A 14,568-nucleotide genomic window follows, 5' to 3' on the forward strand; every position below is an offset into this window, starting at 1 on the left:
TCATGCCTCCGGGATGGGGAGTCGATCGACGAGGACGGTCTCTCCGGTGTCCGCCGGATCGGGGGTGTTGCGGGTCCAGCTGTCATCGGACGTCTGCATCCGCGCCCGGGCGTCGGGCAGGGTCCTCGTGGGGATCTGGGTCAGGTCGGTCCTCATGAGGAAGACGTTGTAGGCGTCCCACGTGGACATGGTGAAGTACAGGTCCTCGCCGCGGGTCTCCACGGCCGGACTCCACGGGTGGACGAAGGCGCCGTAGAGGGTGGGGACGTGCTGGTACGAGAGGAGGATGTCCTCACCGGACCACGGCCCCCACGGAGTGGCCGCCTGGCTCATGACGATGTTGTTGGCGCGGTTGTTGTACAGCGCGATGAATCGGCCCAGATGCTCGCTCCAGGACACGGACAACTCACTCACCGACGTCCCGTTCGGGGCGCCGAGCACCGGGACGGCGTCGCGGTGATCGACGACCCAGTCGCTGCCGTCCCAGAACCGGTAGGCCGCCATCTCCTCGATCTGTGCCTCGGGAACCCGCGCCAGCCGCGCGGACCCGCTGCGGCCCGATGGCGTGAGGTACTCGTAGACGAACCCGTCGTGCTTGACGAACGCGCTCATCTGCCCGGCGACGTGGGTCGTCGACTCCGCGCCCAGGTCGGCCGGGAGAGGCATCGGCGCGGTTCCCCGGCGTGCGGTGCCGCGTACGGGACGCCAGTTCTCACCGTTGTCCGTCGACCGGGCGAGCGCGGAGTAGTTGGTGGTCCACTCGCCGGGGTCGCCCCAGCGCTCCACCGACATGTAGCGCAGGTACTGGGTGCCGCCCACCTCGACGCCGGCGGTCGGGATCACCGTGGTCTCGCCGGGTTGGCCGGTGCGGGGGAGGATCGACTTGGCCATCCCGGGCCGTTCCATCGGTGCGTCGGTGACGCGCATCCCGTCGGTGAGGGTGCGGTCGTCGGACCGGAAGAGGATGTTGCTGCGCCACTCGTCATCGGGCGCGGTGCAGTCGCCCATCGTGTCGCCGAGGGCCATCATCACCTGCGGACGGGCGGAGTCGCCGTTGTCCCACAGGATCCCCAGGTCAGTGCCGGTGATGCCGAACCGGTCGACCGTGTCGTTGGGGCTGGTCGGCCCCGTGAGCAGTTCGACCGTGGTGGTGCGGCCCTGGAGGACCGGGATGTATCCCCGTTCACCGTTGGCCCACGGGGTGGCAGGCTCTGGTGCGGACCCGCCCAGGGAGCCCGAGAGGGATCCCGATCCCGCGCCCGCGCCGGCCGGGGGCCACGGGTCACAGGGCGCGGCCACGGCGATCGGAGCGAGAAGGGTGAGAGCCCCCGCCGCGAGTGAGGCGGCGGTGACCGCCGTGATCGGCCGACGCACGCCGTGTGGGCAGGCGGTACGACGACGAAGGGAGCTGCGGGCCACGGGTGATCTCCAGACGAGTGGGCAGGGGCTGCAAGGGGTGTTAGACGACACGGTAGTTGGCACCTCTGACATCTGAGCCGGGAACTCCGGTGGGCGGGGGTGAACAGCTGCTCGTACGCTGGTGACATGGCATTCGCGACCGAGATCCCCGACGACGGGGTCCCCGCCGACCCGACAGTGCTCTCCTATTCGGAATTCCGACCGATCGGCGACGTCGAACGGAGCACGACGCGCTTCGAGGTGGTGAGCGAATTCACCCCGTCGGGCGATCAGCCCACCGCGATCGCGGAGCTGACCGAGCGCCTGGCACGGGGAGAGCGCGACATCGTCCTCCTGGGTGCGACGGGCACCGGCAAGTCGGCGACCACCGCGTGGCTCATCGAGAAGGTGCAGCGGCCGACCCTGGTGATGGCGCCCAACAAGACGCTCGCCGCGCAGCTCGCCAACGAGTTGCGCGAGATGCTGCCCAACAACGCGGTCGAGTACTTCGTCTCCTATTACGACTATTACCAACCTGAGGCGTACATCGCCCAGACGGACACCTTCATCGAGAAGGACTCGTCCATCAACGATGACGTGGAGAGGCTTCGGCACTCCGCGACTTCGTCGCTGCTGTCCAGGCGTGACGTCGTCGTCGTCAGCTCCGTCTCGTGCATCTACGGACTCGGCACCCCCCAGTCGTACCTGGACAGGTCGGTGGCCCTGTCCATCGGGCAGGAGGTCGACCGTGACCAGCTCCTCCGACTACTGGTGGATGTCCAGTACGAACGCAACGACGTGTCCATGACCCGCGGCACGTTCCGCGCCAAGGGCGACACCGTCGACATCATCCCGACCTACGAGGAGCTCGCCGTCCGCATCGAGTTCTTCGGCGACGAGATCGATGCGCTGTACTACATCCACCCGCTGACGGGCGACGTCGTCCGCAGGGTCGACGAGGTGCGCATCTTCCCGGCCACCCACTACGTCGCCGGTCCCGAGAGGATGGCCAAGGCGATCGCCTCCATCGAGGCCGAGCTGGAGGAGAGGCTCGCCGAGTTGGAGAAGCAGGGCAAACTGCTCGAAGCGCAGCGGCTGCGGATGAGGACCTCCTACGATATCGAGATGATGCAACAGGTGGGCTTCTGCTCCGGCATCGAGAACTACTCGCGGCACATCGACGGGCGGCCGGCGGGAAGCTCCCCGGCCACGCTCATCGACTACTTCCCCGAGGACTTCCTCACGGTGATCGACGAGTCCCACGTGACCGTGCCGCAGATCGGCGCCATGTACGAGGGCGACGCATCCCGCAAGCGCAATCTCGTCGACTTCGGATTCCGTCTACCATCCGCACTCGACAACCGTCCGCTGACCTGGGAGGAGTTCTCGGGCAGGGTGGGGCAGACCGTATACCTGTCCGCCACGCCGGGGCCCTACGAGATGGGCCGCGCGGGCGGCGAGTTCGTCGAGCAGGTGATCCGGCCGACCGGCCTCGTCGACCCGAAGATCGTGGTCAAACCCACCAAGGGCCAGATCGATGACCTGATCGGCGAGATCCGTCAGCGCGCCGAGCGCGACGAGAGGGTACTGGTCACCACGCTGACCAAGAAGATGTCCGAGGACCTCACGGACTACCTGCTCGAACTGGGGATCCGCGTGCGGTACCTCCACTCGGAGATCGACACCCTCCAGCGGGTGGAGCTGCTCCGGGATCTCCGGCGCGGAGAGTACGACGTCCTGGTCGGCATCAACCTGCTCCGGGAGGGACTTGACCTGCCAGAGGTCTCGCTCGTGGCGATCCTGGACGCCGACAAGCAGGGTTTCCTCCGCTCGGCCACCTCGCTCATCCAGACCATCGGGCGTGCGGCCCGCAACGTCTCCGGTGAGGTCCACATGTATGCGGACTCGGTCACCGAGGCCATGCGGCAGGCCATCGACGAGACCGATCGCAGGCGTGAGAAGCAGGTCGCGTACAACACCGAGCACGGTATAGACCCGCAGCCGCTCCGCAGGAAGATCGCCGACATCCTCGACCGGGTCGGAGAGGAACGCGGGGACGACGCGGATCCCAAGGACCGACCGGAGCTCGTGGGCGCCCGGGCGGCCGACGGGTCGGCGCGGCCCCGCAAGGAGCTCGAGAAGCTCATCGAGGAGATGACCGAGCAGATGATGTCCGCGGCCACGGACCTGCGGTTCGAACTGGCGGGCCGATTGCGCGACGAGATCGCGGAGTTGCGCAGGGAACTCAAGGGGATGCGTGAGGCCGGGATCGACTGACCCGGACCGGTTTCTCGCCCGTTTACCCCGCCCGTCGGGCGCGTCGTCCGACTACTCTGGGTGAAACGTGTTCCCGAGGAGAGGAAGCAAATGAGCGCCTACACCAAAGTGGTGGTGGGAACCGACGGTTCCGAGTCGTCCTACCGAGCCGTCGACCGCGCCGCACAGCTGGCCGCCGACGCCTCGGCCGACCTCGTGATCGCCTGCGCCTACGTGCCCGCCGATCCGCGGTCCGTCAGCCAGGCCGCGGACCAGCTCGGTGACGACGCCTACCAGATCCGTGGGGACAATCCCGCCGAGGACATCGTCCGGGGCGCCAAGGACCGGGCCCTGAAGGCCGGAGCCGACAGGATCGAGGCGCGCACCGTGAAGGGCGCGCCCGTGGAATCACTCATCAAGCTGGCGAACGAGGTGGGCGCCGACCTCCTCGTGGTGGGCAACAAGGGCCTCAACTCGCTGACGGGTCGGCTGCTCGGGTCCGTGCCCGCGGATGCCGCCCGTCGCGCGACCTGCGACGTACTCATCGTCCACACCACCTAGGACCGCCTCGCCCCACCCGGGGCGCGGTGGTCAGTCGCAGAGGTGGGTCCGGCTCGCATCGACGATCGCCCGACCCACCTCTGCGGTGTCGAGGTCCGGGGTCTGGGCTGCGATCGCACTGGTGAGCGGACGGATCCGGTCGAGGATCGTCTCGGTGTCCGCCCCGTCGGCGATCCCCCTGCAGATTCCGACGCCCACCTCGACGGTGGTGGCCGCGGTCATCTCGGTGGGGAGGCCGAAGCCGGAAAGATCGGCGAGGAACGCCTGCTCCTCGTCGGTCCGTGTGTCGATCCGGTCCTCCGGGGGGAGCTGTTCGGAGGACTCGGATCCGAATCCGGATGCGGCGACGGTGGACATCGTGCCGGCGGGATCCTCGGCACCGGTGCCGCACGCGCCGGCCACGGCCGCGAGGGCGACGAGGGCCGACGCCCCCAGCACGCGTGGTCTGCTGTCGGTCATGCGGTGAGCTCCTGTGCACTGTCGCCGAGGCTGTCCCGGATACCCGAGAGTAGCGGGCCGAAGCCACCCGGCTGGATCAGGACGAGCTCCTGCGTGGCCCGGGTGGCGCCGACGTAGAGGTCCTGGACCCCCTGGGGAGAGCGTGCGAGGACCCGTTCGGGGTCCACCACCACGACGACATCGAACTCCAGCCCCTTGGCCAGAGCCAGCGGTAACACCGTGGTGCCCGGCCGAGCCAGTTCGGCGGCCTCGCGGACGGCGGGACAGCCCGCGCCGGTTTTCGCGTCGTCGTCTCCATCCACCGTGTCGTCGCCCCCGGGGTCGGGCAGCAATACCGCCACCGCCCGCTCGGCGGGCACCGCCGTGACCTCCTCGGCCACCGCCTGCTCCACCGACCGGGCATCAGGCTCGATCCACGCCACCGGCCGCCGCCCCGGACGAACCGTCCGGGGCGAGCGCGCCTGCGGGTCGATCTCGGCGAGAAGCAGCTCGGCCACCGCGGAGATGGTCTCCGGGGTGCGGTAGTTGACCGTCAGTTCGGACAGTACCCACCGATCGTCCACGTACGGCGACAACGCGTCATCCCACGAGTCGATGCCCGCCGGGCTCGAGGTCTGGGCGACGTCCCCGACCAGGGTCATCCACCGGTTGGGGGAGCGACGCATGAGCACCCGCCACGCCATGGTGGACAGCTCCTGGGCCTCGTCGACGATCACGTGTCCGAACGCCCATGTCCGGTCCGCACCGGCACGATCGGCCACGGTGAGGTCGGAATCCGCGCTGTGGCGGCGGGCCAGGGACTCGGCGTCGACGACGTCGTAGGCCATGAGCACCTCGGGATCGAGGTCGTCCTCGATGTCCTGCACGGCCGAACCGGTGAGGATCTCGAGTGCCTCCTCGGCCTGCCGCAGCTGCTCCTCCCACGCTCGGTCCGCTTCACTGCCCTCGGCGGTCGGGTCGTCCCCGAGGAGCTCTGCGAGCTCGTCCAGGAGCGGGACGTCCGCGACGGAGAACGCGGTGCCGTCCTCCCGGAACAGTGCGTCCTGGTCCTCCGCGACGTAGTCGCCCGCCGCCTCGGCGATCCGCTCGCGGCTCGACAGCAGATCGGCGAGGAGCTGCTCGGGTCGGAGAACGGGCCACCACTCATCGATCACCTGCATGACCTCGCGGGAGGCCTCCACCTCGCGTCGGAGTTCGGCGCGGTCGTCGGCGTCCAGCAACGGTCGGGCGGGATCGCCGAGGTCACCGACACCGTCCCCATCCGGCGACCACGCCTCGTCCTCCGCGTGCCCGACCGGATCGGTCAGCGCGGCGACGTACTGCTCGGTGAGGGCATCGATGATCCGGGTCTCGAACGCGCCGCGGGACTGGTTGTGGGGTCGTCGGGTCATCCGGCCGCGTCCCCGTGCCGCCCGCACCATCGCCGGGGTCAGGGTCAGATCGTGTCCCTCGACCCGCACCACGACGTCGGCCTCCGGCGCCAGCTGGCGGGCCCGGACCGCCGCCTTGAGGATGCCCACCATCTCGCCCGAGCCCTTGACCTCCTCCCCGCGCAGGGTCTCCGGGCCGGTGGCGCGGATGCCCGGGTAGAGGTCCGCGAGGGTGCGCAGGACGACGCCGGACTCACCGAGGGACGGCAGCACGCGCGCGATGTAGTCGAGGAATCGCGCGTTGGGTCCGACGATGAGCACACCGCTCCGGTCCAGTCGCTGGCGGTGCGTGTAGAGCAGGTACGCCGCGCGGTGCAGTGCCACGGCGGTCTTGCCCGTGCCCGGTCCACCCTGGACCACGAGCACCCCGGCGTGTGGGTTGCGGATTATCTCGTCCTGTTCCCGCTGGATGGTGGCCACGATGTCGGTCATGTGCGCGGACCGTGCGGAGTCCAGGGCCTCGAGCAGGGCGGACTCGCCCACCACGTCGTCGTGGTCCTCCGGAAGCTCGCAGTCGGCGGGGGCCGTGAGGTACTCGTCGTGGATCCCGATCACCCGGCGACCGATGGTACGCAGGTGGCGCCGGCGGTGAGCGCCCTCCGGCCGGGCCGTCGTGGCCAGATAGAAGGGGCGACTGTGGTCGGCACGCCAGTCGAGCAGCAGCGTGGTGAGGTCCTCGTCGTCGTCGCGGAGCCCCACGCGCCCGATCCTGCGCACCTCACCGTCGGCCATGTCCAACCGGCCGAAGTACAGCCCCAGATTGGCGGCGCCGTACGCCGCGAGCTCCGACGAGTAGAGGCGGGCGTAGGACTCCCGCTCCGACCTCGCCTGGGGGGTGCCACCGGATCCGCGCAGGACAGCGTCGAGGCGTGCGCGGGTATCCGCCTTCAGCTCGTCCAGGCGGTCGAGGAGACGACCGAGGTGAGTTTGTTCCTCGTCGACGGCATCGTGTCCCGTCACGGGCGCTCCTTCCGGGGTGAGGGCTGTTCGGGCAGGATGACCAGGCTACCGGGAACCGGGCGGGTGCTCCCACGACGACGACCCCGCCCGGGTGCGGGCGGGGTCGTCGGGGGCGGCGTGGGGTCGCCGGCGGTCATTCCGGGTGGGGGCGGGGCCCCGGGGTGTCAGGGACGGATGACGTCGGCGGCCTTCTCGCGGACCTCGTCCGTCATCTTCTTGGCCTCGGAAGCCTTCTTGCCGGCCTCCTTCTCGAACCGGGCGGACTTCTTCCTGGCGTCCTTGCCAGCCCGGGCGAGTTTCTTGCGAGCGTCCTTCTCCGCGACCTTCTTCCTGGCCTGCGCGACCTTGCGGGCGTCCTCGGCCTGGACCGCGGCGAGCCGCGCGGCGGCACCGGCCTGGTCGCGGACCTGTGCGGTGTAGGGCCGCGCCTCCTCGGCCGCTGCGTGGGCCACGGCCCCCGCCTGGTCGCGGACCTGGGCAGCGAGAGGTGCGGCCTGTTCCCGGGCAGCGCTCGCCCGGTCCCGAAGGGTTGCGGCGACCACCGGGGCGGTCTCTCGGACGATCCCGGCGAAACCCGTCGCCTGGTCGCGGACCTGATCGGCGACGACCGGGGCCTTCGCGCGCACGGTCTCGGCCACCTCGGGCGCCTTGTCACGGACGGTGTCCGCGGCGCCACGAGCTTGATCGGCCACGGTGTGGGCGACACCGGCGAGAGCGGCGCCGGCCGCGGCGGACTCCGCCTTGGCGCCGGGCAGCCTGGCGGCCACCTTGTCCCCGGCCTTACGGGCGCGCCACGCCACACCGGGCTGGCCGGCGGTGTCGACCGACGCGAGGACGAGCCCGCCGAGGAGCGCCACGTCGGTCGCCAGACCGGTGGTCTTGCGGCTGCGGGCGGCCTTGTCGGACTCCATCCAGAACGCGTGGCGGCTGATGGTCGAGGGCACGTGCGCGGCCGTGAGGGCGACTGCCGAGAGGCGGGGGGCCTTGCCCAGCGCGAACAGGACTCCCGCGCCGATCTTGACCCCGGCCAGGGCCTTGACGAGCGTCTCGGTGTCCTTGGGGACGGGCGGCACGTTGGCGGAGACCGCCTCGTTGACGGCCTGTTCACCCTTCTCCACCAGGGGGGTGGCCTTGTCGACGAGCGGGGCCGCGTCGGCGACATGGGCCTGCGGATTGCGAAGCGTCTCAACGCCGTCGATGACGAACACCGTGGCGAGCATGGGTCGTGCGAGTCGTCGGATCATCGTTCCTCCTGTGTAAGTGGGAGTGCGTGGTCGAACCTAGCCCGAACCCGGGGAGGGCGCCTCCGGTCGCGTTGCCCCGCGGACCGTGGTCGGTCCGTCAGCGGGGGAGTGCGCTGCGCTGATCGCGCACGGCGGCCGTTTGATAACGATTGGATGACGGGCCACGGGGCGGAGGGGACGGCGACGCCATCGTCGTCACCAGCCGCGCTCGCGCCACTCCGTCAGGTGCGGCCGTTCGGCTCCGATGGTGGTGTCGTCCCCGTGACCGGGATGAACCACCACGTCATCGGCGAGGGCGTCGAAGATCCGCGTCTCGAGGTCACTCATCAGCTGGGCGAAATCGTCTTCCGATCCGGTCTTCCCCGGCCCGCCCGGAAAGAGGGAGTCCCCGGAGAACAGGTGGGTTCCGGCGTCGGTGCGCAATACCAGCGCGATCCCGTCGGGAGTGTGGCCCCGTAGTCCGATCACCTCCAGCCGGAGGTCGCCGACCACGACCTCGTCCCCGTGCGAGACGTGGCGATCGGTGGGGACGTCGATGCCCCCGGCGTCGCCGGGGGAGGCGATGGTGGTCAGGCCCAGGGCGTCGACCGTCTCGGCGAGCCCGATCCAGTGGTCGGCGTGGAGATGCGTGGTGAGCACCTCCCTGACACCGGGCGCGCGGTCCCGCAGGTGCGCGACGAGGTGTGGCGCGTCGTCAGCGGCGTCGACGAGCAGCACCTCGCCCGTGGCCGTGGACTCGATCACGTAGACGTTGTTGTCCATCTCGCCGACCGAGATCTTGGAGAGCCGGGCGGGACCCACGGTCCATCGCTCGCCGGTCAGTCGGCCGGCGGTGCGTCCGGAGTAACCCTCGGTGAGGGTGATGCGGTCGGATGAAGACTCGGTGGGATTCGCCATAACTGCAGGCTACCGACGGCGGACGGAGTCGGTGGCCGGAACCGTGTCGTACTACGTTGGTACCTTCGTCTGCGGGATCGGCAGCCATGCGGCAGGTGCGGCTTTCGTCACGGGTACGTGGCGGCCTCCCGACTCGGAAGGAGAACCCATGGTGGACCGTCTGGTCGTCCGCGGCGCAAGGGAGCACAACCTCAAGGGCGTCGACATCGACGTCCCCCGCGACTCGCTGATCGTGTTCACGGGGCTGTCGGGATCCGGCAAGTCCTCACTGGCGTTCGACACGATCTTCGCCGAGGGCCAACGTCGCTACGTGGAGTCGCTGTCCTCCTACGCCCGGATGTTCCTGGGACAGATGGACAAGCCGGACGTCGACTTCATCGAAGGCCTCTCTCCGGCGGTGTCGATCGACCAGAAGTCGACCAACCGGAACCCTCGCTCGACCGTCGGCACGATCACCGAGGTGCACGACTACCTGCGGTTGCTCTACGCCCGCGCGGGGATCCCGCACTGCCCCACCTGCGGGGAGGTGATCTCCCGCCAGACGCCGCAACAGATCGTCGACCAGATCCTCGAGGGGGAGGAGGGCGCGCGGTTCCAGGTGCTCGCCCCCGTGGTGCGGACCCGCAAGGGCGAGTTCGTGGACCTCTTCGCGCAACTCGCGGCCGACGGGTACAGCCGCGTCCGGGTGGACGGCGAGCTGCACACGCTCGCGGAGCCGCCGACGCTGAAGAAGCAGGAGAAGCACGATATCGAGGTCGTCGTGGACCGGCTGGCGGCCAAGTCGTCCTCCCGGCAGCGGCTCACCGACTCCGTGGAGACCGCGCTCGGTCTGGCGGATGGCGTGATCGTGATCGAGTACGTGGACCTCGAGGAATCGGATCCGGCCCGTCACCGCAGGTTCTCCGAGCACATGGCCTGCCCGAACGGCCATCCGATCGCGTTGGACGACATGGAGCCCCGGGCTTTCTCGTTCAACAACCCCTACGGTGCCTGCCCGGTGTGCGACGGCCTCGGCTCCCACCTCGAGGTGGATCCGGACCTCGTCGTCCCCGACCCCGAGCGTTCGCTCGCCGACGGTGCGATCGCCCCCTGGTCCGGCGGACAGAGCGCCGACTACTTCCAACAGCTCCTCACGGGGCTCGCCGGCGACATGGGATTCGACCTCCGCACTCCGTGGCAGGACCTGCCCGCGAAGGTCCGCAAAGCCGTGATGGGAGGCGCGCCGACGAAGGTCCGGGTGCAGTACCGCAACCGGTTCGGGCGCGTGCGGACCTACGACGCCAAATTCGAGGGCGTGATGTCGTTCCTCAAGCGGCGCCTGGAGCAGACCGAATCGGAGTCGCAGAAGGAGCGCTACCAGGGGTACATGCGCGAGGTCCCGTGCCCCGGATGCGACGGCACCCGGCTCAAACCCGAGATCCTCGCCGTCACCCTCGCCGGGCCCGGGGGGCAGGAGCGTTCGATCGCCGACATCAGCCGCATGTCCGTGGAGGACTGCGCGGAGTTCCTGGGCGGACTCGAACTCGACTCCCGCCAGGCGATGATCGCCGGTCGAGTCCTCAAGGAGATCCAGGCACGAATGGGCTTCCTGCTCGACGTGGGGTTGGACTACCTGTCACTCGACCGCGTCGCGGGCAGCCTGTCCGGGGGCGAGGCCCAGCGGATCCGACTGGCCACGCAGATCGGATCGGGTCTCGCGGGAGTGCTCTACGTCCTGGACGAACCGTCCATCGGACTTCATCAGCGGGACAACCGCCGACTCATCGACACACTCGTCCGGCTGCGCGACCTCGGCAACACGCTGCTGGTGGTGGAGCACGACGAGGACACCATCCGATCGGCGGACTGGATCGTCGACATCGGACCGCTCGCCGGGGAGCACGGGGGACGGGTGGTCCACTCGGGCGACTACAAGGGATTGCTGGCCAACTCCGAGTCGCTGACCGGTGACTACCTCGCCGGCCGGCGAGAGATCGCCATCCCGGACAAGCGGCGCACACCGAGCCCCGACAAGAGCCTTCGCGTGAAGGGCGCCCGGGAGAACAACCTGAAGAACGTCGACGTGGTGTTTCCCGGGGGCGTGCTGTGCGCGGTCACCGGTGTCTCCGGATCGGGGAAGTCCACCCTGGTCAACGACATCCTCGCGACCTCGCTGGCCAATCAGCTCAACCGGGCCCGGCAGGTGCCCGGCCGTCACTCCCGGATCGACGGCGTGGACGGGTTCGACAAGCTCGTCCAGGTGGACCAGTCGCCGATCGGACGCACCCCGCGTTCCAACCCGGCCACCTACACCGGGGTGTTCGACAAGATCCGCACCCTGTTCGCCGCCACCACGGAAGCCAAGGTCCGCGGGTACAAGCAGGGCCGGTTCTCGTTCAACGTCAAGGGCGGCCGCTGCGAGGCGTGCCAGGGTGACGGCACGCTGAAGATCGAGATGAACTTCCTCCCGGACGTGTACGTGCCGTGCGAGGTGTGCCACGGTGCGCGGTACAACCGCGAGACCCTCGAGGTGCACTACAAGGGGAAGACCATCGCCGAGGTGCTGGACATGCCCATCGAGGAGGCGTGCGAGTTCTTCGAGCCGATCACCTCGATCCACCGGTACCTCAAGACCCTGACCGAGGTCGGGCTCGGTTATGTCCGACTGGGCCAGCCCGCCCCGACCCTGTCGGGCGGTGAGGCCCAGCGGGTCAAGCTGGCCGCGGAGCTGCAGAAGCGGTCGAGTGGTCGGACGGTGTACATCCTCGACGAGCCGACCACCGGCCTGCACTTCGAGGACATCACCAAGCTGCTGCTGGTGATCCAGGGGTTGGTCGACAAGGGCAACACGGTGATCGTGATCGAGCACAACCTCGATGTGATCAAGAGCGCCGACTGGGTCATCGACATGGGACCCGAGGGCGGCGCCGGCGGCGGCAGGGTGGTCGCGGAGGGAACCCCGGAGCAGGTGGCGGTCGTTCCGGAGAGTCACACCGGCCGGTTCCTGGCGGAGGTCCTCCCTGCGGTGACCGAGGAGTCGGAGAAGGCGCCAGCGAAGACGGCCGGCAAGAAGAAGGCCGCCACGAAGACGGCCGGCTCCAAGGACCGGGCCGCGAAATCACCCGCAACGCCCCCCGCGTCCGCGGCGGCCAAGAAGACCGCTGCGAAAGCGGCCCGCAAGGCGCGAGCCCTACGCTGACGAGTACCCGGTCCGGGCAGCCGGTTCCGGACCGGGAACACCGGGGGCGGCGTGGTCGGCGCCGATCTTCCGGTTCAGCGCCGACCTTCTCGATTGGGCGCGGTCAGTAGACCGGGCCGGTGAACTTCTCGCCGGGGCCCTCGCCGGGCTCGTCGGGGTAGGCGCTGGCCTCCCGGAACGCGCGCTGGAGGCCCTGCAAGCCGTCCTTGACGACCCGGGCCTGGGGCCCGAGATGCTCGGCGGACCCGGCCACCAGACCGGAGAGGGCGGTGATGAGCTTGCGTGCCTCGTCGAGATCCAGTCGCGGGCTCGACGTGGGGTCGTCGTCGGAGAGCCCCAGCTTCTCGGCCGCGGCGCTCATGAGAACGACGATCGAGCGGAAGATGATCTCCTGCGCGGAGACATCAGCCAGGTCGACGATCTCGACCTCACGGGCGTCGAGGTGCCCCTCGAGCAGGTTCTCGGTGCTGGCCTGGTCGGTGGAGGCGGGCTGATCGGTGGTCATGCCGAACACTGTCCCACGGACCGATCCCCATCGTGTGGCCAGCCACCGGTTTGGGGGCAATGGTCAAGACTGGTACAGTGATGTATCGACTGTGGGAATCCGCTACGTAGCGGGTTCCGTCGTCCAAGAGGAGCCTAATCTCCCACCATCCGACGCCGGAAGGCAGTTTGATGGTCACCACCCCGGCGAGGGGCTGCGAGCGATCGCGGAAGTGTCCTCGTCGACGGGTGAGGAGTGAGAGGCCCCCGGTAGGCATACCGTGGGGCCTTCTCGGTTTGACCGGTAGTCGCCGGCGGGCCGGGGTCCTCGAGGGCGGTTGTGCGACCGCGTGAGTGGTCGTGTGCAGAGCACCGTAACTACCGAGGAGGGCCCATCAGCGCCGAAGCACGTATCAACGAACGAATCCGTGTCCCCGAAGTCCGACTCGTCGGCCCCGGGGGCGAGCAGGTGGGGATCGTTCGCGTCGAAGATGCACTTCGTCTGGCCCTGGAGGCCGATCTGGACCTCGTCGAGGTCGCGCCCAACGCGCGCCCGCCGGTGTGCAAGATCATGGACTACGGCAAGTTCAAGTACGAGGCGGCGCAGAAAGAGCGCGAGTCGCGGAAGAACCAGCAGCAGACCGTCGTCAAGGAGCAGAAGCTCCGGCCGAAGATCGACACCCATGACTACGAGACCAAGAAGGGGAACGTCGTCCGTTTCCTCGAGAAGGGCTCCAAGGTCAAGGTCACGATCATGTTCCGCGGTCGTGAGCAGTCCCGGCCCGAGCTCGGTTTCCGGTTGCTCCAACGCCTGGCGGACGACATCACCGACTACGGATACGTGGAGACCAGCGCCAAGCAGGACGGTCGCAACATGACCATGGTCGTGGCACCCCACCGTGGTGCCAAGACCCGCGCCAAGGCCCAGGACTCCAAGGTCACCGACCCCGCTTCCGAGTAGGCCCCCGCCGACCAGACCACGGACGCCCGACGTCCGCACACCCGAGGCCCCACCGGGCCTTCCGGGACGAACCATGTGAGGAAGACCGATCATGCCGAAGATGAAGACCCACAAGGGCACCGCCAAGCGCTTCCGTAAGACCGGAACCGGCAAGCTGGTGCGTCAGCAGGCCAACCGCCGCCACATCATGGAGAAGAAGCCCACCAAGCGCACCCGTCGTCTCGACGGCCGCACGGACGTCGCCCCGGCCGACGTGCCCCGCATCAAGCGGCTTCTCGGGCTCTGAGCCCCCCACCTTCGAAGAACTTCCCGGCCGCCGGCAGGCGGTCGACCCAGACCAGTGAGGATTGACCAGTGGCACGCGTGAAGAGGGCCGTCAACGCCCAGAAGAAGCGTCGGACCGTACTCGAGTCCACCAAGGGCTACCGCGGACAGCGTTCGCGGCTGTACCGCAAGGCCAAGGAGCAGATGCTCCACTCGATGACCTACAGCTACCGCGATCGTCGTGCGCGCAAGGGCGACTTCCGCAAGCTGTGGATCTCCCGCATCAACGCGGCGGCCCGCGCCAACGACATGACCTACAACCGCTTCATCCAGGGCCTCAAGCTCGCGGGTGTCGAGGTCGACCGCAAGGTCCTCGCCGACCTCGCCGTCACCGACCCGGCCGCCTTCACGGCGCTGGTCGAGGTCGCCCGCAAGGCGCTGCCGGCCGACGTCAACGCGCCGGCTGCCTGACGCGGG

General features: G+C 69.1%; 12 protein-coding genes. 6 read left to right on the plus strand and 6 right to left on the minus strand.

What is annotated here, in order from left to right:
* Positions 1–1,419, minus strand: a complete 1,419-nt coding sequence (locus L8M95_RS16845; RefSeq protein ID WP_312027426.1) for a DUF4185 domain-containing protein — start codon at positions 1,417–1,419, stop codon at positions 1–3.
* Between the two features lie 126 nt (positions 1,420–1,545).
* Here L8M95_RS16845 and uvrB point away from each other — a divergent pair, with 126 nt between their 5' ends.
* Together uvrB and L8M95_RS16855 are read left to right on the plus strand one after the other, a co-directional pair.
* Positions 1,546–3,675, plus strand: a complete 2,130-nt coding sequence (gene uvrB, locus L8M95_RS16850) for an excinuclease ABC subunit UvrB (RefSeq protein ID WP_260487217.1) — start codon at positions 1,546–1,548, stop codon at positions 3,673–3,675.
* Between the two features lie 90 nt (positions 3,676–3,765).
* On the plus strand, positions 3,766–4,215 hold the full coding sequence (locus L8M95_RS16855; protein ID WP_260487218.1) for a universal stress protein: 450 nt from the start codon (positions 3,766–3,768) through the stop codon (positions 4,213–4,215).
* A gap of 30 nt (positions 4,216–4,245) precedes the next feature.
* Here the strand turns inward: L8M95_RS16855 and L8M95_RS16860 are convergent, their stop codons facing one another.
* From L8M95_RS16860 to L8M95_RS16875, 4 genes are all read right to left on the minus strand, one after another.
* The gene (locus L8M95_RS16860) at positions 4,246–4,674 is read right to left on the minus strand and encodes a DUF732 domain-containing protein (protein WP_260487219.1); all 429 of its coding nucleotides are present in this window, start codon (positions 4,672–4,674) and stop codon (positions 4,246–4,248) included.
* Positions 4,671–7,064: an ATP-binding domain-containing protein gene (locus L8M95_RS16865; protein ID WP_260487220.1), complete on the minus strand. Its 2,394-nt coding sequence runs from the start codon at positions 7,062–7,064 to the stop codon at positions 4,671–4,673. The genes L8M95_RS16860 and L8M95_RS16865 overlap by 4 nt, the downstream gene beginning before the upstream one ends.
* A gap of 164 nt (positions 7,065–7,228) precedes the next feature.
* Positions 7,229–8,308 carry a DoxX family protein gene (locus tag L8M95_RS16870; protein ID WP_260487221.1) on the minus strand — a complete coding sequence of 360 codons (1,080 nt, stop codon included), beginning with the start codon at positions 8,306–8,308 and terminating at the stop codon, positions 7,229–7,231.
* A 195-nt stretch (positions 8,309–8,503) separates the two neighbouring features.
* Positions 8,504–9,205 (minus strand): MBL fold metallo-hydrolase, encoded by a 702-nt coding sequence (locus tag L8M95_RS16875; RefSeq protein ID WP_260487222.1) that lies wholly within the window; start codon positions 9,203–9,205, stop codon positions 8,504–8,506.
* 148 nt (positions 9,206–9,353) lie between these two features.
* On the opposite strand from L8M95_RS16875, the gene uvrA reads away from it, so the two are divergent.
* Positions 9,354–12,383: an excinuclease ABC subunit UvrA gene (gene uvrA / locus L8M95_RS16880; RefSeq protein WP_260487223.1), complete on the plus strand. Its 3,030-nt coding sequence runs from the start codon at positions 9,354–9,356 to the stop codon at positions 12,381–12,383.
* Between the two features lie 103 nt (positions 12,384–12,486).
* On the opposite strand, the gene L8M95_RS16885 is transcribed toward uvrA, so the two are convergent.
* Positions 12,487–12,888 (minus strand): DUF1844 domain-containing protein, encoded by a 402-nt coding sequence (locus L8M95_RS16885; RefSeq protein ID WP_260487224.1) that lies wholly within the window; start codon positions 12,886–12,888, stop codon positions 12,487–12,489.
* A gap of 318 nt (positions 12,889–13,206) precedes the next feature.
* On the opposite strand from L8M95_RS16885, the gene infC reads away from it, so the two are divergent.
* The 3 genes from infC (at position 13,207) to rplT (ending at position 14,562) form a co-directional block, all read left to right on the plus strand.
* Positions 13,207–13,827, plus strand: coding sequence for a translation initiation factor IF-3 (gene infC, locus L8M95_RS16890; protein ID WP_260487225.1), 621 nt, complete (start codon positions 13,207–13,209; stop codon positions 13,825–13,827).
* Positions 13,828–13,918: 91 nt separating this feature from the next.
* A complete protein-coding gene (gene rpmI / locus L8M95_RS16895; protein ID WP_007630819.1) occupies positions 13,919–14,113 on the plus strand; it encodes a 50S ribosomal protein L35 in 195 nt (64 codons plus the stop codon).
* A gap of 68 nt (positions 14,114–14,181) precedes the next feature.
* Entirely contained in the window at positions 14,182–14,562 is a 381-nt protein-coding gene (gene rplT / locus L8M95_RS16900) for a 50S ribosomal protein L20 (protein WP_260487226.1), read from the plus strand.
* Positions 14,563–14,568: the final 6 nt, after the last annotated feature.

It is taken from the genome of Dietzia sp. B32 (assembly GCF_024732245.1).
In the GTDB taxonomy this organism is placed as follows: domain Bacteria; phylum Actinomycetota; class Actinomycetes; order Mycobacteriales; family Mycobacteriaceae; genus Dietzia.